16 protein-coding genes are annotated in these 21,093 nt (G+C 53.7%); 1 reads left to right on the plus strand and 15 read right to left on the minus strand.

Annotation, left to right across the window (positions count from 1 at the left end; all coding sequences use genetic code 11):
• Window positions 1-212: 212 nt before the first annotated feature.
• A complete protein-coding gene (locus AHA_RS14500) occupies window positions 213-422 on the minus strand; it encodes a DUF1127 domain-containing protein (protein WP_011706670.1) in 210 nt (69 codons plus the stop codon).
• 522 nt (window positions 423-944) lie between these two features.
• Between AHA_RS14500 and AHA_RS14505 the strand changes: the two genes are divergently transcribed.
• A complete protein-coding gene (locus AHA_RS14505; RefSeq protein WP_011706671.1) occupies window positions 945-1,838 on the plus strand; it encodes a DNA replication terminus site-binding protein in 894 nt (297 codons plus the stop codon).
• 122 nt (window positions 1,839-1,960) lie between these two features.
• On the opposite strand, the gene AHA_RS14510 is transcribed toward AHA_RS14505, so the two are convergent.
• From AHA_RS14510 to AHA_RS14575, 14 genes are all read right to left on the minus strand, one after another.
• Entirely contained in the window at window positions 1,961-5,803 is a 3,843-nt protein-coding gene (locus tag AHA_RS14510; RefSeq protein ID WP_011706672.1) for a DEAD/DEAH box helicase, read from the minus strand.
• Between the two features lie 214 nt (window positions 5,804-6,017).
• Window positions 6,018-6,671, minus strand: a complete 654-nt coding sequence (locus AHA_RS14515) for a YceH family protein (protein ID WP_011706673.1) — start codon at window positions 6,669-6,671, stop codon at window positions 6,018-6,020.
• 151 nt (window positions 6,672-6,822) lie between these two features.
• A complete protein-coding gene (locus AHA_RS14520; RefSeq protein ID WP_011706674.1) occupies window positions 6,823-8,553 on the minus strand; it encodes a PglL family O-oligosaccharyltransferase in 1,731 nt (576 codons plus the stop codon).
• Window positions 8,554-8,645: 92 nt separating this feature from the next.
• The gene (locus AHA_RS14525; protein ID WP_237701904.1) at window positions 8,646-10,709 is read right to left on the minus strand and encodes a YjbH domain-containing protein; all 2,064 of its coding nucleotides are present in this window, start codon (window positions 10,707-10,709) and stop codon (window positions 8,646-8,648) included.
• Window positions 10,710-10,726: 17 nt separating this feature from the next.
• A complete protein-coding gene (locus AHA_RS14530; protein WP_011706676.1) occupies window positions 10,727-11,485 on the minus strand; it encodes a capsule biosynthesis GfcC family protein in 759 nt (252 codons plus the stop codon).
• Entirely contained in the window at window positions 11,482-12,102 is a 621-nt protein-coding gene (locus AHA_RS14535; RefSeq protein ID WP_164927697.1) for a YjbF family lipoprotein, read from the minus strand. Before AHA_RS14535 ends, AHA_RS14530 begins: the two co-directional genes overlap by 4 nt.
• 119 nt (window positions 12,103-12,221) lie before the next feature.
• Complete coding sequence (locus AHA_RS14540; protein ID WP_076361318.1) at window positions 12,222-12,470, minus strand: hypothetical protein; 249 nt, start codon at window positions 12,468-12,470, stop codon at window positions 12,222-12,224.
• A gap of 147 nt (window positions 12,471-12,617) precedes the next feature.
• Window positions 12,618-14,792, minus strand: a complete 2,175-nt coding sequence (locus tag AHA_RS14545; protein WP_011706678.1) for a polysaccharide biosynthesis tyrosine autokinase — start codon at window positions 14,790-14,792, stop codon at window positions 12,618-12,620.
• A 62-nt stretch (window positions 14,793-14,854) separates the two neighbouring features.
• Window positions 14,855-15,283, minus strand: a complete 429-nt coding sequence (locus AHA_RS14550) for an arsenate reductase/protein-tyrosine-phosphatase family protein (protein WP_011706679.1) — start codon at window positions 15,281-15,283, stop codon at window positions 14,855-14,857.
• Between the two features lie 236 nt (window positions 15,284-15,519).
• On the minus strand, window positions 15,520-16,635 hold the full coding sequence (locus tag AHA_RS14555; protein ID WP_011706680.1) for a polysaccharide export protein: 1,116 nt from the start codon (window positions 16,633-16,635) through the stop codon (window positions 15,520-15,522).
• A 335-nt stretch (window positions 16,636-16,970) separates the two neighbouring features.
• A complete protein-coding gene (locus AHA_RS14560) occupies window positions 16,971-18,137 on the minus strand; it encodes a nucleotide sugar dehydrogenase (RefSeq protein ID WP_011706681.1) in 1,167 nt (388 codons plus the stop codon).
• A 12-nt stretch (window positions 18,138-18,149) separates the two neighbouring features.
• A complete protein-coding gene (locus tag AHA_RS14565) occupies window positions 18,150-19,163 on the minus strand; it encodes an NAD-dependent epimerase (protein ID WP_011706682.1) in 1,014 nt (337 codons plus the stop codon).
• Between the two features lie 23 nt (window positions 19,164-19,186).
• A complete protein-coding gene (locus AHA_RS22060; protein WP_011706683.1) occupies window positions 19,187-20,260 on the minus strand; it encodes an EpsG family protein in 1,074 nt (357 codons plus the stop codon).
• A 26-nt stretch (window positions 20,261-20,286) separates the two neighbouring features.
• Window positions 20,287-21,093: a glycosyltransferase family 2 protein gene (locus AHA_RS14575; protein ID WP_011706684.1), complete on the minus strand. Its 807-nt coding sequence runs from the start codon at window positions 21,091-21,093 to the stop codon at window positions 20,287-20,289.

Below are 21,093 nucleotides of genomic sequence, written 5' to 3' on the forward strand. Positions count from 1 at the left end.
CAATTTTTAAACAAATTCAAACAGTAATGTTACAAGTGTGGGAGGGAGGAACATCACGAGGGAACAAAAGGGGTCGGCAACAGGCCGTGAGAGAGGGAAACGGGTACAACGAAGAGAACGGGCCCAGGCAAACGGGGCTGTATGTCACGCCATGGCGGCGCTGGCTGGCAACAGTGAGTCAGCAGTAAAACGAGGCATCCTTGCCCGGCAGATCAACCACGCCAGAACGGCTTGGTGGTCTCTTGATAACGATCGGCTTCGTTCAGACCGATGTCTTTGAGCAGGTACTCGGGCAGCTCGGAGAGCTGGCGACGGCTGCGGCTGCGTTCCAGCCAGGTCAGTACGGTCATTTTGACGCGAGCAGCCAGATTCAGTTGGCTGGAATGCTGGTAACCGGCTTCGGTATAAGTCATGTTGGCCATGATGTGGCTCCTCTTTAACGATGTCTGCGCGGGGTGCGAATTTGTTGCGCAAAGCTTAGTCAAGGGGGGTAGCCGACTCAATTGACGAATTTTGATAACAGACATTATTAAAACTAATGGTTGATGTCGTCATAGGCATAAATATAACGCATTGATTAATAACAACTTAATCATATTTCCGTCCGTGCGGGATACCCTGCAGCATATTCTCCTGCATGGATCCCTTCTAACTATGCAGTTTCCTCTACTGGCTATGCATTCACTGTGGGCACAAGCAAGACGGGCAACCTGACTTTTACATTCAGTTGTTAACCAAGTGATCTTTTATTAATCCTTTATTAACAGTCATATACAAAACTATCACCTTCAAATGACTCCGATCTTTTGTCCCTCTCCAACCCCCTGGAACGCAGACACTTGGCACTCATGTCGCAGGCTGATATGGTTATTTATACAGTGCTTTCACTGCCCTACGTTCAGCCCGTTCACCAGGACTGACAGAGGCAAACACAGGACATGCCGATGGAGACATTTACCCCCACAGCCGCCTTGCGCCAGCAGATGGAGCGGCTTGAACAGGCGCTGGACAGCCTGGCCGCGCAGTTGGAACAGCTTGAGTTGCTGGAGGCCCACGTCTATCCCCTGCCCGCCGTACCGCAAGGGCAGGAGCATGAGCCCATCGAGCAGATCGAGGTGGGCTATCTGGGCGAGGAGGCCGCACTGACCGCGACCCTCAGCGCCTATCGGGATCACAGCGCCCGCGCCGGCTGCTCCACCAAGGCCACCCACCGCCTGCCGGGCTGGCTGCGCTTTCCTGCCGCCTGTGCGCCCCTGCTGCGACCGCTGATCGACGAAGTCAACGGATACAAGCTCGCCTTCAAGGCACTGGTGCAGCAGGCGGGCGGACGGGATGAGAAGTTCGAGCTGGTACACAGGGCGCTGCCAGGAGTCATCACCCTGCAGGTCTATCGCAAGCTGACTTGGCTTCAGGGAGAGCTGCATTCGCTCGGCTTCACCTGGGCTGACAAGCAGAGCATCAGCCGGCTCAGCCGGGAACAGGTGCTGGAGATGCTGGAGCGCAGCCGTCGCTATATCCCGGCGCTGTCGAACAATGAGGAGTGGAGCAAGATGGTGGATCAGGAGGTATACGACATCCGCCGCCTGCCTGCGGATGCAGAGCTCAGGATCCGCCGGCCGGTCAAGACCCACCCGATGATCAACCTGCTCTGGCAGGACCGGGAGCCTCGCAAGCAGCAGCTCAAGGCGAGCCTGCCCCTGCTGCTCTGCTCGGACACCCAGCCCGCCGTCACCCACCTTGGCCACTACCCGCCCAAGCTGCGCCAGGCCCGGCGGGATCGCAAAATTGGCGGCGAGCCCATCATAGAGCGGCTGCATCTCTACCTCTATCAGGGATAACCGGCCCGAGCGGCAGTGCGACCCCATCCAGGCGTCACGCGCGCCCAGCGGCACGAGCCAAATAACAAGGGGAGCATCATTGGATGCTCCCCTTGTCTGTAGCCCGAGTCAGCTGATCGCGGTCAGCTCATCAGCAGGGCACGCAGGCTCTCCACATCCAGCCCGCGCACCTCCGACTGGCCGCTCAGCAGGCCGTCGGCCAGCGCCCGCTTCTCATCGTGCAGGGCGACGATCTTCTCCTCCACCGTCTGCTCGCACACCAGGCGATAGACGGTCACCGGCTGGGTCTGCCCCATGCGGTGGGCCCGATCACTCGCCTGATCTTCCACCGCCGGGTTCCACCAGGGATCGAGGTGCAGCACGGTATCGGCCTGGGTGAGGTTGAGACCCGTGCCCCCCGCCTTGAGGCTGATGAGGAACAACGGCACCGCCTCGTGGCGAAAACGCAGGATGGACTCCTGCCGTGACTTGGCCGAGCAGCCGCCATCCAGATAGCAGTAGTCCCACTGCTGCTGCTCGATGCGGGCTCGCAACAGGCTCAGCAGATCGACGAACTGGCTGAACACCAGCACCCGATGACCATTGCCGATGGCCTCCTCCAGCAGCGCCATCGCCTCGTCCAGCTTGCTGCTGGCCTGGGACCACTCGGGCATCACCAGCTGGGGCGAGCAGCAGAGCCGGCGCAACCGGGTCAGCCCGCTCAGCACGTGCATCAGGGCGCGGCCGTCGGCACTTTGTACCTGCTGCACCACTTCGCGCCGGGTTGCCTCGTAGAGCTGACGCTCTTCGGGGGAGAGGCTGATGTGATGAATGATCTCGGTCTTGTCCGGCAGTTCGGTCAGCACCTGCTGCTTGAGCCGGCGCAGGATGAAGGGGCTGATCACCGCCCGCAGCAGCGCCATGTGCTGGGGATCCTTCACCGCCTTGCCGAAGCGGCGCTTGAACTCGCCGAGGCTGCCGAGCAGGCCGGGGTTGATGAAGGTGAACAGGCTCCACAGCTCCCCCAGGTGGTTCTCGATGGGCGTGCCGGAGAGGGCGAGCCGAAAATCGCCGTCCAGCTGGAACAGCAGCTTGGCCCGCTGGGTACCGGCATTTTTGATCTGCTGCGCCTCATCCAGCACCATGGAAGACCAGCGGCGGGCCTTGAGCGCCTCCGCCAGACTGCCGAGCATGCCGTAGTTGAGCAGGATGATCTGGCCCGCCTTGGCTTCGCGGATCATCCCTTCCCGCTCGGACGGGTTGTCGAACACCACCACCTCCAGCTCGGGAGCAAAGCGCGCGACCTCCTCCTGCCAGTTGGTGACCACTGACTTGGGTACCACCACCAGCGCCGGACCCAGATGCTGGCGCATGCGCAGCACGATGAGCGCCTGCAGCGTCTTGCCAAGGCCCATGTCGTCGGCCAGACAGGCGCCAAAGCCGTGGTGGGCCAGGGTCGCCAGCCAGCGTACCCCCTCCTTCTGATAATCCCGCAGCGGCCCCATCAGCGCGGCCGGGCACTCCACCTCCTGCTGCCACTCCTGTTGCAGGGAGTGCCAGGCGGCATCTCCCTCGGTGGTGATGACGGAGAGCAGGCGGGTCAGCGGGTAGGCCAGCTTGTGATTGATGCGCTGCTCTTCGTCGAGCATGGCGCCCAGCATGGTGAGCCGCTCCACCAGCTTGTCGCTCAACATCAGGCTGGTCTTCTCGTCCAGCTGAACGGTGCGTTGGCCCGGGGTCAGCTGGCGCAGGATGAGGCGCAAGTCGAGGATCTGGTGCTCATCAAGCGAGAGCGCCCCTTCCACCTGGAACCAATCCTGGCGCCGCTCGATCCGCAGGCTCAGGGCGGCTTCATCGAGGCTCTTCAGACGTGCGCTGTCCTGATGCCAGTGAATGACCACGCCGGCATCCACCAGCTCCGGCAGGGCGTTGACCAGCGCCAGTGCCTGCTCTCCTTCAAGTCGCCACTCGCTGCCGGGCAACTCGATGGGCAACTGGTTGCGCAGCCGCTGGGCCTCGCCTTTCTCGGCCGCCAAGTCCCGCTGCCAGTAGTGATAATCCTTGATCCCCTGACGCACGATGGCCTCGCCCTTGCCAAGGGGCTGCGGCGGCAAGTCGTCGAACCGGGTCACCAGCCGGACCGCCAGCTGGCCATCCTGCCAGTCAAGCTGAACCGAGGCCACGCCGGGCCAGGGAGCCAGCTCGGCATTGCCGTGCAGGCCCGCCACCTGACTGTGCCAGGGCAGCCCCGCAATGGCGTCCAGGGTATGCTGCAGCTCCGCCAGCCCCTCGGCCGGCAGCAGCGGAATGGCCTCTAGCGCAGGCAGCCGGTCGAGCAGCGGCTGCGGGGTGAGGATGAGCTGCCACAGGTCCTGCGCCAGCGGCAGTATATGAGCCCCTCGCGCCGCGGCAGCCGGGCTCAGCACGGCACTCATGCCCTGCTCGGTGGCCACTATCTGCAGCAAGGGCGCCGTGATGGCCAGCTGCAGCTTCTGCCCTCTGGCATTGAACAGGCGGGAATGGTTGGCAAGCGGGGCCCACACCTCGCGCGGCAATCGCCCCAGCGTGCGCGGCAGCGTGCGGACCAGCGCCCAGTCCTCCTCGTCGAGCAGATTGGCGTACTGGGTGGAGAGCAGGGTGGGATCGACCCGGCGACCGGCAGTCCACTCCCCCTTGGTGCTCTGTTTCTGGATCTTGCACTCGAGCTCGGGCCCTTCCGCATGCAGCAGCCAGACCAGCCGCTCCTGCGGCTTGCGCACGCCGCTGGCGCGCCCCAGCCCCTGCAGCCAGTTGAGCCAGCTGGCGGAGGCCGGCGTCTTGTCCTCCCCGTCCTGCTCGTCGGCCTCCTGTTCGCCGCTGGCGGCGCGCAGTTGCTGCAGCGGCGGCTGCTGCGCCCCCTGCCCCAGCAACAGCCGCAGCAGATCCTGACAGAAGGCCATCAATCGGTGGCGGGGCGTGGCATCCAGTACGTGGGAGAGATCCCATTTGTGCAGGATGGCCACCTGGGGGCTCTGCTCCCCGTGCCGGGCAAGGGCGCAGAGATCGAGCCAGAGGTAGCCCCAGTGCAGCTCTTCCGGCGGCAATTGCAGGGTATCGAACAGCCCGACCGCCTGACCGTGGCGATCACCCGCCCACTGCCCCAGCAGATCTGCCAGCAGCGGAAACTGGTTGGCCAGGCTGCGCTGCCACTTCTTGCGCTGCTCGCTGGCGAGCACGGGATCGGCCTGCTGCAACCAGCCTAGCCAGAGCAAGGCACTGAAGGTCAGTGGCCACTTACCCTGCCGATCCTCTTGCCCCTCCTGCGCCTGCCAAGCCCCAAGGGCTGCCAGCAGGCACTCGGCCAGGGGCTGCTCTCCCCCCTGCTCCGCCAGTTGTTGCAGGGCGGGCCAGTGAGTGTTTGCTTTCCCGCTCAGCTCGCCACAGAGCCACTGCCACTCGGCAGCAAAGCCGTCGCTGAGCTTGGCCAGCTCGGCGGCACACTCGCCGGCCGCCTGGGCCAGCGGCCACTGCTCATGGGGCTCGGCATCCAGCAAGGTCTGCAGGGCGAAGTGCTGCAGCAGCAGCCGTTGCCACTGGGGACTCGAGCCTGCCAGCAACCGATGGGCATCGGGCAGATCGAGCAGGCTCAGCAGATCGGCCGCCAGATAGTAAGCGGGCACTTGCCCGGCCTCCCCCAGACAGAGCTCACGCACCAGCGCCTGCACCATCTCCTGGCCGGTCACCGACGGCACCCGCGCCCAGTTAGGCATGGGACAATCGCCGCGACGCACCGCCAGGATCAACGCCAGGGTCCCTTCTGCCGTCAGACTCCACTGTTGTTCCCCACGCAGCCGCACCAGCCCCAGCAGTTGCAACTGACTCAACTTGTCGAGCAGGGCCTGCCCAAGCGGCAGCTGTTCTTGCAAATAGCGGGTACTGGCGGTGCGCTGCAACTGCAGCTCACCGAGCAGGGCATAACAATCTGAAGAGAGAGTGGACGCAGACATCGAGACTCACGGGCAGGTGCAAAAGCGGAATTTTAACGGGAAAGCGACGGCGGCTCGACCCTTAACGACGAAATAACGCAAAAAAGCTGCGGCATCCCCGTCAGGGGCGGGCTTGGGGCAAGGTGAGGCCATGGGGTTCACCGGATGGAGATGACAGAAAAGGCGCACAAAAAAAGGCGCCTGGGCGCCTCTTGATGGACATATTGCCAGCGCGTCAGCCTTCCAGCTGCGCCAGGCGCTCGGCCAGCAGCTGCAACTGCGCCTTGAGGCTCTCGACCTCCTCCTCCAGCGCCGTCAGTCGATCCGCCGCGGGCGAGGCATAACTGCTGGCGGGGGCCGCCTCGGCCAGCGCCTGCAGATCCACCTCGCCACTGAACAGGTGGGCGTAACGGGACTCCCGCTTGCCCGGCTCGCGCGGCAGCTTGACCACGTAGGGCCCCTGTTCGGCGAGCTTGGCCAACACGGCATCCACCTGGGTCACGTCGTCGAAGCTGCACAGGCGGTTGGTACGTGAGCGCAGCTCTCCCGGCGTCTGCGGGCCGCGCAACAAGAGTTCGCAGATAATGCCGAGCTCCTGGGCGGTGAACTTCAGCTCGCCGAACTCGGTGTTGCAGAAGCGATGCTGATAACGGGGAACCCGGGCATTGAAGCCGGCGGTATTGACCACCAGCCGCTTGCGGATCAGCTCATCCACCACGGCCCGGATATCGAGCTCTGACAACTCCAGCACCGGCTCGCGGTTGCTCTTCTGGTTGCAGGCATTGACCAGCGCATTGAGAGAGAGGGGGTATTGATCCGGGGTGCAGATCTCTTTTTCGATCAGACAGCCGATCACGCGGGCCTCCAACGGGCCAAGCACTAACTCCATTTCATACTCCCTACTGAACAAGACGTTGAGGCCACTATCTTAGCCATGGCGCCTCTGCCGTCCAGCAGCGGCCGCCATTTTTGCGAGGCGATGGGGCAGTTGATGAAACATCGCGCAGCCTGCCGACCCCACATGGCCTCGACAGCGGCTATCAGGCCGAGGGTTTGCGCTCCAGCGCCGTGGCCACGGAAGTGGCGGCCGAGCCGGTCAGCAAGGGATCACCCGGGTAGAGCGCCAGCGCCTCGCGGCGCAGTACCCGGGCCTCCTCTTTTCGTCCCAGCGCATCCAGCGCGATCACCATGTTGGCGTAGATGTTGGCTCTCGGCGTGTGGCGCACAAACGCCTGACCCCACTCTAAATACGCCTCCAGCTCTGCGTGATTGTTGGCCTGCAAGCCCACCATCAGCCGCACCGAGTTGACGTCAAACTCGACCCGGGTCAACCAGGCCATGGGATTGACCACGTCGAGCAGCAGGGTCGGCTCCTTGTAACCGCCGCGCTCGTACTTGGTCACCACCCAGGCGGTATGAATGGCGGTCAGCATGAAGGGCACCACCAGCAGGGGAATGATGATGGCCACGAAGCGCAGCAACAACCAGGGGCGATAGACATACTCGCGCCAGCTGGCACGGCCCGAGGCTTGCAGCCCCTCCTCCACTTCTGCATCCAGCACATACACCAGCAGCAGCAGGGCCCACCACAGGGCGATGGCGTGATAAAGCGGATACTCGGTCTGGGTGTGCAGCAGGATGGGGGTCACCAGGGCCAGCAGCGCCGCCCCCTTGATCCAACCGGCCTTGCTCACGCGCCACAACAGAGCGCCGCCCATCAGCACCATGCCGATCATGGGAGCCAGCCCCCCTTCCACCGCCCAGTAGAGGAACTCGTTGTGGGGGTGATCGAGGTTGTATTCAATCTGTACCATGGCCGGGTTCAGCGCCTTGTCGGCCATGTAGTGGTGCAAAAAGGTGGTTTCAAAGCTGCCGTAACCCCAGCCAACCCAGGGTGACTGGGCAATCAGCTTGGCGGCGTAGGGCCAGTAGATGGAACGCATGCCGCCGGACTGATAAGCCTCCAGCCCGCGTTTGACACCGCTGATCCCGTACTGGGAGGCGATCCCCAGCCCGATACCGAGAGCAACCAAACTAAGTACCAGCCCCAGCCGCTGCTGACGATGCAATGCGGGCACGAGCAGGAGCAGCGCCAGCAGGCCCCCCAACTGCCCCACCCGGGATTGCAGCGCCACCAGCAGCAGGCTGGCCGCCAGGATCACCCCATAGCGCAGCCCCTTGAGCAAGGGGTTGGCATTACCGCGCAGCTCCAACCAGCTGGCCAGGGCAAGCCCGGTCGCCATGAAGGTCGCCATCACATTGGGTTGTTGAAAGATGCCGTAGGGGCGGTTGGCGCGGGTGTCATACCCCAGCCAGTTACCCGGGATCAGCAGGTAGTACTGCACCAGGCCGAGCAGCGCCTCGATGGCCACCGCGCCCAGCAGCAGATAGAACAGCTGGTCACGAGACGCCCGCACCAGCTGCCACTGGTAGAGACAGAACAGAAACAGCAGACCGGCAAACAGCCCCAGCAAACGGGGAATGGCATAGTCTTTCAGGTCAAAGCCGGGATAGGCCATGGGCAGCAGCAGCAGCAGCGCCCCCAGCCAGAGCCAGCCCTGCAAAGAGGAAAACACCAACCGCTGCTGCAGCGTCACCTGCCACAGCCCCAGACCGATAACCAGGCTGGCGAAGATCCAGCCCCAGGCGTTGAACGGCAGATAGAGCCCGGCTCCACCGGGGTTGTGCATGAAAAAATGCATGCCCAGCAACCAGTACAAGACGAATAACCCAAAACATGTTCTCTGGATCAGATCGGGAAAACGCACCATGAAACCTCTTCCATGCACCAAAACAAAAAAAGCCGCGATAGCAGAACACTATCACGGCTTGTTGTCTTTACGAATGAGGGCGATAGCCTTTGTTACAGCGGCAAACGCTCCGTCAGATCATAGAGCGATTGACTACGATTGAGCATCTGGCCACCATCCCTTGTCAGCGGAACCCAACCAATGGTGCCCTTGGATGTAGTCGGACGAATCAGCATCAGATCGAAAGGTATGGTCACATAAATACCTTTGGTAAAGCTGCCCTCACCATATTCATCTGCCGACACATCTGTCAGCGTTGCATAGGCCCCCATGACAATGCCTGAGTCGAATCGCTTCGAAAAATCGAATGTCGCGCCGACATCTCCAGCCAGGTAGCGACCAACAGCAACCTTCGCGGTGACACCTTCCAAGAAAGGCAATTGCCAATAGCCAGTTACATGACCGGTAACCACATCGTAGTCGGCCATCTTGAGGGTATTATTCCAGTCCCGCTGTTTCACCCAGTTGCCGTCTACCCCTAATGCCCATGACTTCCCGAAAGGCCGATACAATAGCTCACCGCCAGCACCGGCATACATCATCTCAAGGTATCCGCCATAGACCTGGCCATACCAATCCTGGCCGAATTGATCCAGATGAGTCAGCTGCAGGTTATTCAACAAGATATTGGATGAATCGACATACTCTCGGATCCACGTTCTGACACGGGGCAACTTGTCCGCATCTGCCGGCGGAGTCTTGTAGTTAAACTCATCAAAGTTATTGGCCACGTTGAAAAAAAGTGTGCCTTGCAGCCAGTTCTTATCGGAAAGACGTAGCTCACTGTTGGCATTGACGCCGACTTGATACATGTAAAATGACTCAGGCCCACCAAAAGACTGGGTCAGGCTGGGGTCAAATGAGTAAGAAAAACGCTCAACATCAGACCGATAGCGTACATCTCCCATCAGTGGTTCCGGTGCTTGCTTATGGCTTTTGACCGACTTCTCATCCCCCAAAATAGCAGGCATATTGGCCTCTCGCACGGAGTCGAGGTCAATTACTGTCTCTTGCAGTGCAAGATTGCGCTGGCGTTCAATTACTTTCAACTCCGTCACTGAAGCAGGTAATTGATTGGCCGCAATCACAGCCGTACGTTCAAGCGTCTCCTGAGGATCTCTGTATTTATATTGTTGGCCTGACAGAGACACAGAATTTTGATGCTGAGTGATAGTAGACTCTTGCCAGCCCGCATTTCGGTCAAATTGATCCGCCATTGCAGTCCAGTTGACGGCAGTATCCTCAGCTGGCACCCGGCTTTCCATATAGACAGGACGAGGTTCATCCAAATGGTTCTGCCGTAAGTCATTGAAGTTGGTCCGCAGTGTCACACCCCACATCAGAGTATTTCCTCTCTGATAGCTAAGATGAGTATCCATATAATCGAATATACGATAGACCACACCAACATTGATAGGAGATGACTGCGTTACCTTTCCCGCAAACTCATTACTATAGTCGTTACCATCATATTCAAGTTTCAGTCTCAGTGGCTGCCATGGTGTTTGGTATTCCACCCCACCAAACAGAGCCGAGTTTCCATGAAACATATTCCCTGTTTCAAATTTACCGCCACCACTGGAATAAGAACCATCACGTCCACACCAGTCATCTTTCCAACGGCAGAATGGATTGGTTATATTTCCACTTTCGCCCATATTGCCCCACCCCATTCCTAGAGTGAAGTCGAAAGAACCGTAACGTTTGCTGGCAACAACATACTCACTGTCAAATAGCCCGGTCCCCATCAAGTCTCGAAATCCGAGTGATACTGTGGGTAGCCAGGTAGATTCTTGCATCAAACGGAACTTGAAATCGATGCCTTTGTCTTTGTAAGTTTGATCACCACTAAAACCAGGAGAAGAACTATATAGTTGAGTTCTTACATCAGTATAACGCAGGGTTGCTTCAAACCATTCAAAAGGCTGTACAGAAACAGACCAACGACGATATTGTTCATTGTCAAAATAGTTGGCGCTGAACTCACCCTCTTTTGCCATTCTGGCAGTAGGCATTTGCAGCAGGCCAACTCCCCCAAAACCACTTTGTGAGGGGCCCAGTGGCTCAAAGATATCCGCATTGGCGTTGGCTGCATGACATACCAACAGGGCAATCAAGGAAACTCTTGGGTACATCATTTTGGCATCCGGTTAGCAAACAATGTCAGAATTCGTTCATTCAAGTTTTGATACTGCTTGGGAAGTACGTCAGGCGAGAATCCCACAAAAAGTGTTGCCCCCGGCATAGCTTCAACATGTCGTTCATTCCAAATTGCAACAGGAAACCAATCATATTTTCCACTGGGGGATACAAGATATACTCCGGCAGGATCTCCCCCTTCCAATATATCTTTTCTTTTCCAATACTCACGTAATCCAGCTCCAGGCAGGAGAGGCGCGCCACCGATCTGTTTTACCAAACCGGCAATCTGTACCTCAGGATGGCGAGGGGCAAGATACAACTGATAATGGCCTTTCAATATAGGAGCATCAACACCAGCACGCGCTTGATTTACATCAGGGTCTACAGACACATCAAAACGGCCGGTTAACTCAAGCTGCTGTAATTGCTGCAACAATTGCAGAGTAGCAGATGCCAGCGATGGCTCCCCCATGTCAGACCACATTTTTGATAATACGGTCAAGTCTGCCAATAATACTTGGCGCTGATGCTCGAGTTCTTGCTGACGTGCCGGTGTTGATATTTGTCCGACCGGCCAATAAGAGTCATATGACAAGATAGCAGGATCACTCAGCGCACTGCTTAGCGTTATCTGCTTGGCATAATAAAGATCTTTTACTGGCTTACCTTTCCACCATATGGATATAGTCGCATCAGCCCAAGCAGGGTTAGTTACTAAAATAGAGATGAGAAATATATTTATAATTTTCATGATGAGTAGGGCTTGAGAAAAGTCATTTCAATGACAGGAAGGGAAGGGCCTAATTGTTGCTTGAGTTTGCGAACTTGGCCGGAATGCTCATCAATCCAAAAATAATTGTTCCATTGCACCTCACTGGGAGACGCAGTCACAGACTCTTCAATAATAGTTGTTGTGTATGGTTTATCCATCACTTCTAACACTTCATTACCAACGCGGCGGTAATGCATACTCAAAGGATAACCACTGGTATATTTATGTGACCATTCGGCCACGCTGTACCACACCATGGATGATAGTTTATCCAGACGTGCAATCCTTAAGGGATCTTGGTCCATATATCCGAGATAACGTAAATCATTCGGCAAGCCAATTGTTTTGACCAAGCGGCCATGTTCTGTGATGAACATCACCCCATCAGCACTCATCCATGACAAGCGATCGCCATTGACATAAGCCAATACAACCAAAGCTTGTGGCAGATCGCCGACTTTGATGTAGGCGCTTGCATAAGGAAGCTGTCTGAGTTGCGTAGACGTCAGCACAATCTCATTTTCTTTATGAAAGACATAACCCAGGGTTTCTATCGTCTGATTCGTTGAGGTACTACAACCAGTCAGCAACAACATGCCCGCCCAGGCTAGTACTCGTTGGGGCAGAAAAGAACGGTACGATATCACGCGCGAAGAACCATCCATGAAAAGAGAATAAAAGATAAGGCTGCTCGGTTCGAGCAGCCTTATTGGACTTATTTGGTCGAAGTGGTTGTGCTGGTGTTGTTGTTGCGGCTGTTGGATTCAGATACAGCCACTGCGGTTACCAGAGCGGCAGCCGCACCGACAGCAACAGCAGTAGTGGTCACACCTGCAGCGGCTGCGGCTGCACCAGTACCGGCAGCACCACCAGCAGCACCTTCTACAACTACAGCTTCCTCTGCAGCCATCACATTAGCGGAAACAGCCAGCAAAGCAGCCAGAGCAAATGCAGTCTTCTTCATACTATCTTCCTTTTTGTTGATACATCTAAACCTTATCACTGAGACATCAATTTTCTCAGACACCCGTAGTATTACCCAAACGAAACATCAATTAAACCACGATTACAGTGTGATGTCTCTTAAGAGCCCTGTGTGCTCCAAGAAAGGTCAGGCTTTCGTCTTGTCGCCATAACTGTATTGATAATACCCATAATTCCCATAGTAACTGCTCGCTTTCTTCTCGACGGCATTGAGCAATATGCCCTTGATCGAGACACCATTTTGCTCAAAACGACGAATAGCGACTTCCACCTCTTTCACCGCTGTCTTGGCAAAGCGGGCAACCAGCAAGGATGCGCCCACATGCTGACCAACGATGGCAGCATCGGTAACAGCCAGGATGGGAGGGGAGTCAACAATGACAAAGTCATAGCGTTCACTGGCCCAATCAAGCAGTGCCTTGAAACGCGGATGCATCAGCAGTTCTGACGGATTGGGCGGTACAGCGCCACGACAGACAAAATCAAGGCCGTCAAACCCGGTCTGACTCACCACTTGCGTCAAATCGGTCTGACCGGCCAGATAGGAGCTCAAGCCAGCCCCCATCTCCTGCCCCATGACCTTCTGCATATAGCCTTTGCGCAAGTCGGCATCGATAACCAGCACCTTCTTGCCGCCCAGTGCCAGAGTGGCAGCAAAGTTGGTCGACACGAAGGTTTTTCCCAGGCCAGGACCAGGGCCGGAAATCATGACAATATTGTTTTTCGCCTCCATCATGGCGAAGTGCAGGCTGGTACGCAGGCTACGTAGCGACTCCATAGCCAAGTCAGCAGGGTTACGTGCAGCCAATAGCGCTTCATTCAGCTGCATGGCATGACGACGTTTTTTCTGCTGCTGCTCGATCGTGGCCTGCTCGCTGGAATAGGGAATAGTGGCATAAACAGAAAGCCCCATCTCTTCCAGCTGCTCCGGACTCTCCACGCCTCGGTGGAAGGCGGCGCGCACCAGGATCAACCCCACTGACAACATGCCACCCAGCAGGGTTGCCAGCACCACGATCAACGGTTTCTTCGGCTTGACCGCTTTCGTCTCAACGGCGGCATCATCGATGATACGGACGTTACCTATGGTACCCGCCTTCATGATATTAAGCTCCTGCTGCTTGTTGAGCAGCTGGACGAAGATCTCCTGACCGACCTGCACATCACGGGTCAGACGTAAAATCTCCTGCTGGGTTTTTGGCAGACGCTTGATCGACTTGTTGATCGCATTTTTGGTATTCATCAAAGTCTGGCGCTTTTCCATCAGAGCGATGTAAGCGGGGTGCTGGCGAGTATAGAGCTGCTGCAACTCGGCCTCACGGAAAGTCAACTCATTGAGCTGCTTCTCGAGGCCTACCATGGTATCTAGTGCGGCCTTTGCTTCCAGCGACAAATCGACCGACTCATTCTGCTGACGATACAGATTCAATTGCTCTTCAGAACGATTCAGATCCTCTTTGACCTGAGGCAGATGCGTTTGCAAAAAATCCAGGCTCTTCTGGGCCTCTTCGGTCTTGCGCACCACATTCTGTTGCAGATAGTTCTGGCTGATGTTGTCAAGTACGGCACGAATGCGGCCCTTGTCTTCCCCTTCCAGCGTCAGCGAGATGATCCCGGTATTTTTGCCCTTCTCACTGACCTGAAGGCCACTCTGCAACTCAGCGATCACATCCAGTACCGGCTGTTTGACCAGCGTGAAGACCTGTCCCTCATCGGCGGCCACATCGGACAACAGCAAGGTGACATCATCTTTCTCAAGCAGCTCGCCAACCCGCCCTTCCAGCACCCGCCCCTCAACCTCGAGGGTAAAGCGCTTCTCTTCGTTCATAGTCAGCGTCAGCGGCGTCCCCAACAATTCAGGTGCCACCTCAAAGCGGCTCACTGCCATCTTGGGGTAGGGATGGCCCATCAGTCGTGACATACCACGGCCAATCAGCGGGAAGAAATCAGGGCTCACCACGGTATCGAGATGAAGCTCTTGCACCGTACGGCCTAGCACCATACGAGAAGTCAGCAACTCAATCTCAGCGGCAGCATCGGGTTGCTCACCACCCAATACATCGGCCATGTCCCCAAGCAGTGCAGCACCGCTGGCTTTTTTCTCCACCTGCAGCAAGGCGTTTGCCTTGAAAACAGGAGTAGCCAGCAAGGCATATGCAACGCCAAGCACCATAAACAGCGCAGTGATCGTTACAATCCACCAACGTCCATCGATCAGATAGCCCAACAGGCGCCCCAGATCGATCTCGTCATTCTCCACCGCGGCACTGCTCTGCCGGGACGAAACAGAAGAAGTCGTCATTCAACACAATCCATTTTTATTGTCAGATACCACACGCACACAATCAGTGATGATGGGGGTCGTTACAGTTTTTTTACCCAACCATCGGCGCTACGCACCAATAGCTGGTAAACATGTTCATAAGCTTCCCGGCTCAGACGATAGGGATCGGGCACTTCGCTCTCCCCCTGCCAGTGGCCAAACAACATGGTTTTGCCACGAGCCCCAGGGTCGATGGCCGTCACGGCAGAGATATGCCCTTTCTCCATCACCAGGATCAGATCAGCATCCTGGCAAAGTGCACGTGTCAGTTGGCGCGCCGAGTGCCCCTCAAGAGAGAGCCCATGCAGCTGTGCCACCTCGCTCGCGACCTTGTCGGCCGGCTTGTCCACCAAGGCACTGACCCCGGCAGAACTCACCTGACGGCCGGGTAAACGCTCACGAAGCAATCGTTCACCGGTTGGGGAGCGACAAATATTGCCCACACACACCACAAGAATTTTTCCAAACATATCGCTGTCACTCTTCTAAATAAAATCTGCAGCCACCGGCACCCAATACCTGCTTCTTTCCGAAGGGAGGCAGGTAGAGAACATCACCCCAGCCTCCCTTCCCCATTCATTACCGTATCAAGGTAACAAAAAAGCAGGAACAAGGGAGGCACAAGGCCCCCCCCCTAAATTCCATCTCTATGCTTGGAAAGCGACTGAGCGTCAAGTAACCGGGAGAGGTTAAGCAGGCTCACACCTTACCAGTTGCGTACCCGCAACATGCCTTCGGTCAACTCGTTAAAGCCAGTAATAGAAGGCACCAGTTGGCTGAGCACACGGTTCCAGCGCGTCACCGGCGCCGTGGTGACATAAACCACGTCGTAAGGTTGCAAGGCAAACTCGGTACCCATCACCAGCGCGGTGGCATCACTCAGGTCAAGCTGATAAATGGCGGCTTTCTGTTGGGCTTTCGCCGCTGGGCGCAATACGAAGATGCCGGTCGCATTGGCGGCATTCTGGTTGAGGCCCTCGGCACTGCTCAGTGCCTCGGTCAGGCTCATCCCCTCACGACCAATGGTCAGGGTGGATGCCTTGTTGACCTCCCCCATCACAAAAACCTTCTGGGCATCGTTACGCGGCACATAGAGCATGTCGCCGTCGCGCATCAGCTGATTGTGAGAGAGATCCCCATACTGCAGCAGATCCTGCATGGAGAGTGGGAACTCCTTGCCTTGGCGGGTCAACACCACATGATGCCAATCGGCGGTCGGCGTCAGCCCGCCAGCAAGATTGAAGGCATCGAGCAGGGTCATCGGCACATTGGTGATCGGTTGAGCACCCGGCTTGGTCACCTCACCTGAGATATAAACCTTCTGGGAGCGGAAAGCAGCAATGCTCACATCCACCTGCGGGCTCTCGATATACTGGGCCAGGCGCTTGGCAATGTCGGTGCGGATCTCCGAGACGGTTTTACCCACTACGGTCACCTTGCCGATATAGGGGTAGAAGATGGTGCCATCGGCGTGCACCCAGTTGCCCGCTTCGCTGGCACTGCGGTAAGAACCGGCCGGGATGGTCAACTCGGGGTGGTCCCACACGGTAACATTGAGGATGTCGCCCACACCAATCCGGTACTCATAGCTGCTGATCTGGCTATTGAGATCGGGGTTGGCCTTGCCCACCACTGGCGCCTTACGCAGCTGGCTGATCAGCGCGGGTGTAACCGGATAGATGTCTGCCAGCTGATCAACATCAACGGAACCTGTAGCTACCTCGATTTTGCCACTGGTGGAAAGATTGGTACCGGGCACCACAGTACATGCACTGAGCAGAGCCACGGCCGACAACAGAGGAATGAGCTGAATCCTTTTCACTACCACACCTTATTAAGCTTGCCATCAAGAACTGAACGGGAAAATCGCCGTATGATAGCGGAAAACATGGAGAATTCTGAGATAAATTTGCGGATAAAATCACAGTAACTATGGAGATGAACAAGTGTGCTGACAGGTACCGTTAGATGAACATATGCCCATCTTTAAGATCATCATATTTCAGCGGTTAATTATACCTTTCATTCACTTACCAAGAGACCTGCAAGGGTGCGGTTCTACCACTTATGTAATTTATAATGTTATGTGACTTCATATTTTATGGTTCATTATTGTAACATGCGGTTCCCCTACAAGGGGGAACCGCTATCGACATATTAGTCACTACCAAACAGATCGCGGGTATATACCTTGTCCATCACATCAAACAGCTCTTCAACCATGCGGTTGGCTAAAATCACATCACAACTCTCTTTGAACTCGACAATGTCTGAAAGCACGCGGGAGCGGAAAAACTCTGGCTCGCTCAAGGTCGGCTCATAAATAACAACTTCAATGCCTTTCGCCTTGATACGTTTCATTACCCCTTGAATGGCAGAAGCACGGAAATTATCAGACCCCGCCTTCATAACCAGACGGTACACACCAACACGTCGTGGATTTTTACGGATCACCGAATCAGCAACAAAATCTTTACGCGTGGTATTAGAGTCAACAATCGCTCGGATCAGGTTATTTGGAACATTATTGTAATTTGCCAACAGCTGTTTGGTATCTTTCGGCAAACAATAACCACCATAGCCAAAGGACGGGTTGTTATAGTGTTCACCAATACGTGGATCCAACCCGACACCATCGATGATTTGGCGTGAGTCCAAGCCATGACTCTGGGCATAAGTATCGAGTTCGTTAAAAAAGGCAACTCTCATTGCCAAATAAGTATTGGCAAATAGTTTAATAGCCTCAGCTTCCGTACTATCAGTCAGCAAGGTTGGAATATTCTGCTTGATAGCACCTTCTTGTAGCAGGTTGGCAAAAACCTGCGCACGGTCGGAACGCTCACCCACCACGATACGAGACGGGTGCAGGTTGTCATAAAGAGCACGTCCTTCACGCAAGAACTCCGGCGAAAAAATCAGATTGTCACAGCCCAGTTCTTCACGCAATCTGGCGGTAAACCCGACCGGAATGGTGGATTTAATCACCATTGTGGCATCTGGATTTATCGCCATGACATCCTTGATCACCGACTCCACCGTACTGGTATTAAAGTAGTTGGTCTCTGGATCATAATCTGTAGGCGTGGCAATGATAACGAAATCAGCCCCTTGATAGGCCTCTTCTTTATTCAGAGTCGCCCGCAGATTTAAGTCGCGACTGGCCAGATAACGTTCAATTTCTTTATCAACGATGGGGGATTTCCATTCATTGATCATCTCGACCTTGCTGGCAATCACATCGACGGCAACCACCTCATGGTGTTGTGCCAGCAAGACCGCATTGGAAAGACCTACATATCCCGTACCACAAATTGCAATTTTCACAGCTAACCTCGCTTACTGCTGTTCTTTATAATAATTCTTATACCAGTCTACAAATGCCTGCACGCCTTGTTCAACCGACATGGCCGGTCGATAGCCAGTCGCCTTGAACAGATCATCGGTATCCGCCCAAGTTGCATATACATCACCCGCCTGCATCGGCATCATATTTTTTATCGCTTCGATACCCAGCGCCTTTTCAAGGGCATCAATAAAGCTCATCAGTTTAACCGGGCTGCCATTACCGATATTGAAGATACGATAAGGAGCGCTGCTGTCAGCGGGTGAACCTTTCTCTGACTGCCAGTCAGGATTAGCCACCGGTACTACATCGGAAATACGCAAAATCCCCTCAACGATATCGTCGATATAGGTAAAATCTCGGCTCAGTTGGCCATTGTTATAAACATCGATTGGCTGGCCGGCCAGCATCGCCTTGGTAAATTTGAACAAGGCCATATCCGGACGCCCCCAGGGACCGTAGACGGTAAAAAAGCGCAGGCCAGTGGTCGGAATACCATACAGATGAGAATAGGTATGTGCCATCAGCTCATTGGCCTTTTTCGAGGCAGCATAGAGAGATATTGGATGGTCAACCGCATCGGTCGTGGCAAACGGCATTTTGCCATTCATGCCATAAACGGAGCTGGAAGAGGCATAGACCAGATGCTTGACACCGGTATGACGACACCCTTCAAGAATGGCAAGGTGCCCTATCAGGTTGCTGTCTGCATAGGCAAACGGGTTCTCGAGGGAATAACGTACCCCGGCTTGCGCCGCCAGATGAATAACCCGATCGAAACGTTCATGAGTGAACAGTTTAGCCATCCCTTCACGATCAGCCAGATCAATTTTACGAAACACAAAATTGCTTTCACTCGCCAGCCTGGCCAGACGGCTCTCTTTCAATGAGACCTCATAATAATCATTCAGATTATCGATACCAATAACGGTATGACCTTGCTGACAGAGACGTTGGCTAACTGCACTACCAATAAATCCTGCTGCGCCCGTAACTAAGTAATGCAAAACCTAACTCCTTAAAATTAACGTCAATTGAAGATTATACTATTATATAAAAATTCATTCTTTGCCAAAAACGTCACCTTGGCTGCATAGGGAGCCACCAAGTAAATTATATACAATCCCAGCTTTACAATTCCTTTTTTATGTAAAAAAACACCTACATAATACAAAGGAAATATTATGAAGAACCAAAAGTAACTTGACACCCTTGATAATATAGCAATATCTAGTGACATCAAAAAAGACCAGTATGTACAAGAAAACATAAATATTAAAAAAGAAAAATATCCATCAAAATGATTTTTTTCACTGCTTTCCCTAGCCTTTCCATACAAATAATAAAAAAATAACAATGCCGGCAAATAATACATTTTTGTTATAATCGTGATGTAATTACCCGCATCAAAATAATCACTTTCAATATATGAGGAAAACCTTAAACCTAAATTTTCTAAGAGAGTTGGCGTATACTTTGCCACTAACAAATAGAATGGAATAGATAGTATAAAAATGACAATGTTATATCTATGAAAAGGCCTATGAAAAACAACAAAAATCATCAAAGAAAAAAATATAAGCGAAGAGGAATGGAAACTCATTGCGATGGCCATGAATATCCCAAAGTAAATATAGTTCCTGTTATATATGAATATTGTAAGTAATGGCAGTAATGTTAATGCTGCATACTGTCTAATTCCATTCATTTGGTTGTTATATATATTGGTCACAACAAAAAAAATCAAAAACAACATCCAAACAATAAAACCTTTTTTCTTTAACTCATTAAAATAAACGAATATGAATATAGATTGAAAAAATGAAAAAATGAAAAAAATTGATTGCCCAGGAAAACCAAACTCTTTAAGGAAAATATTTAAATAATAGAAAAAATATTCTCCCGACTCAAAATAACGCCCTAGAACCCATTGGTTCTCGTATATATAAAGATAAGAAAAATAATCCGAACCAACATTATATTGAAGTGCAGATATTAAAAAATAAATAATAAAAGGAGGAAGCAATACTATAAGACTAGCTTTGTAATTCTGGACGCTATACATATAAAGCGAGCAGAAAAAACATAGTGACAGGTATACCATACATTATCATCCCCAAAAAAAAGTAATCATTTTGTAATACCATTTTCAGGAGAAGCCAAGAAGCCTATTTTTTTTGCTATAAGAGGATATTTATCTCTTAAAACACCACGCAGTGCATACTGAGTAAAATAATGAAGCGATATAATTAGGCACAACTCTTCTTGATTCCTTAGTAGCTTCCAATTTTCTTTTGCCATATTGAGTTTCTTAGACGATGATTGATGTGGATAAATACGATAACTGGCCAGTACCTTATTGATACCATAAGCGACTACATTTCTCTCACGCAATATTTTTAGCCACAAAGCATAATCTTCTCGCTTAGTGCCAAGCGGCATATAGACCTTGCCAATTTGAGATGCATCATAAATAACGGTCAAGCAACCAATAACACATGCCTTCAATAAAGCTCTATATGATAATGAACTGGGAACACCAAGCTCGAAAAGATCATTACCATACTCATCGATTTTTTTATACGCAGTATAAGAAAAGGCTACTTTATTTTTCAGCATAAAGTCGATCTGAGTGTTCAGCTTTTCAGGTAACCAGAGATCATCACTATCTAGAAATGCAATAAACCTTCCCTCTGCAATCTCAATACCTCGATTACGCGCAACAGCTGCACCAGAATTCTCAGCAAGTCTAACTAATTTAATACGGCTATCTCTATCGCAATATGCCTGAGCAATAACTACGCAGTCATCGACAGAGCAGTCATCAATTAAAATCAGTTCCCAGTTGGTGTATTGTTGTTTTAATACCGAATCAATTGAAGCTGCAAGAAAACGAGCGCTATTATATAGAGGCATGATAACACTGACTTTTTCCAT

Source organism: Aeromonas hydrophila subsp. hydrophila ATCC 7966 (assembly GCF_000014805.1).
Taxonomy (GTDB): domain Bacteria; phylum Pseudomonadota; class Gammaproteobacteria; order Enterobacterales; family Aeromonadaceae; genus Aeromonas; species Aeromonas hydrophila.